Source organism: Fructobacillus ficulneus, assembly GCF_001047075.2.
Lineage (GTDB): Bacteria > Bacillota > Bacilli > Lactobacillales > Lactobacillaceae > Fructobacillus > Fructobacillus ficulneus.
On the sequence record NZ_DF968000.1, the window covers coordinates 214,388 to 216,027 of the forward strand.

Here is a 1,640-nt window from a genome sequence, read left to right on the forward strand (position 1 = left end):
CAGGCCTATTTCCAGCTCTTTGATCACAACAGTGATCCAGACCATCCTGGCTTTGACCAGGATGCCCAGGTCAATCGACGGTTAAACTATTTGAAACGCTTTATCAAAACGGCTTTCGATGATATCCAGGCTGGTTTTGACCAGGCGAAAACGTTGAGCGAAGGGGCCCGGTTCCTCCTCGGGTATTTGAAGAAATACCAGGTGACCCAAGCGGTCTTGAACCAACGCGACCAATTGATTGCGGCCGGGGACTTAGTCAAGGCCCAGCAGGTCATGGAAGTTTGGCAACTCTTCGTGAACATCTTGGACCAGGTCGTCCAAGTGGCCGGTGACCAGGCCTTTGACCGCGAGGTTTTTTTGGCCGCTTTACAAGCCGGTTTTGCTGGTGGAAAGTTTACCGGGATTCCCAACCAACTCGACCAGTTAACGGTTTCGGAAGCCGGAATTGTCCAGAGCCAAAACTACAAGGTTCTTTATTTTATTGGGGGAACCCGGACGGCCTTACCAGCCCAAGCCAAAAATAAAAGCGTCTTAACCGACCAGGACCGTCTCTTGGTTCAGCCAGCCTTGGCCGACCAGGAAACGCCACGCTACCTCCACCAAACAGCGGCCCAACAGATGGCCGAAGAAAACCTGGTCTTTTATGGGGCCTTGCAGGCTGCTGCCGACAAGGTTGTTTTGTCCTACCCACTCCTCAACCAGGAGGGGAAGGCCAACGAAATGTCGCCCTACTATAGCCGCCTGGCCAACTTCTTTGATTTGCCCGTTCAAAAGGTGACGGGTCGACCAGAGACTGTCTATGACCTGGCCCAACAGTACCTAGGCACACCGGAAGCGACTCTATCCCAGGTGGCCAAGTTGGCCGATTTGAATTTGGCAGACCCCAATTTCAAGACTTTGTACCGGGCCTTGGACCAGGCTGGTTTGCAGGAAAAGACCGACCGGGTCTTAGCCGGCCGGACCTACCAAAACCAGGTGACCGACTTGCGAGCTGACCTAGCCCAGGCCCTATTTAGCCAACCGCTGAGCGTTTCGATTTCACAGATTGAAACCTATTACCGCAACCCCTACGAGTACTTCCTCCAGTATGGCTTGCGCCTCCAAGAACGGCCAACGGCCGAATTGGATGCGGCCTCAACCGGAATCATTTACCACGATATCTTTGAAAAGGCCGTCCAGAATTTGATTGACCAGGGCCAGAGTCTCCGCGACTTGGACCAGGCAGAAATCAAGAACCTGGTAACCGAAGAATTGGACCGGCTCATTCAAGAGCCGGAGTTTGCCGAATTGAAGGAAGACTTCCAAGGCCAGGCGGTCGCGGACTATTTGGCCGAAACGGCCGAATATGTTTTGACCAAACTCTACCAGGCTGCTGGGACGAACCAGAGTCAGCCAGATCGGGTTGAAACGCTCTTTGGCTTCCCACAGGGAGACCTGGGGGCCTTGAAGTTGACCGCCGGATCGAGTGACTTAGTTGTCCGTGGAAAGATTGACCGTTTTGATTTGCAAGACGGGCAAGGAGACTTTGGAACCCTGGTTGATTATAAGACCTCGGCCAAGACCTTTTCTTATGCCGATGCCGTCGCAGGTTTGCAGCTCCAGCTCTTGACTTATTGGCAGGCGGCCCCGGAAAACGCCGC

At 53.7% G+C, this 1,640-nt stretch carries 1 protein-coding gene; it reads left to right on the forward strand.

The genetic code is table 11. From position 1 onward, the window contains the following. Positions 1-1,640: PD-(D/E)XK nuclease family protein (locus tag AOQ29_RS07680; protein ID WP_179948354.1), on the forward strand; the 1,640-nt coding region annotated here is incomplete at both ends.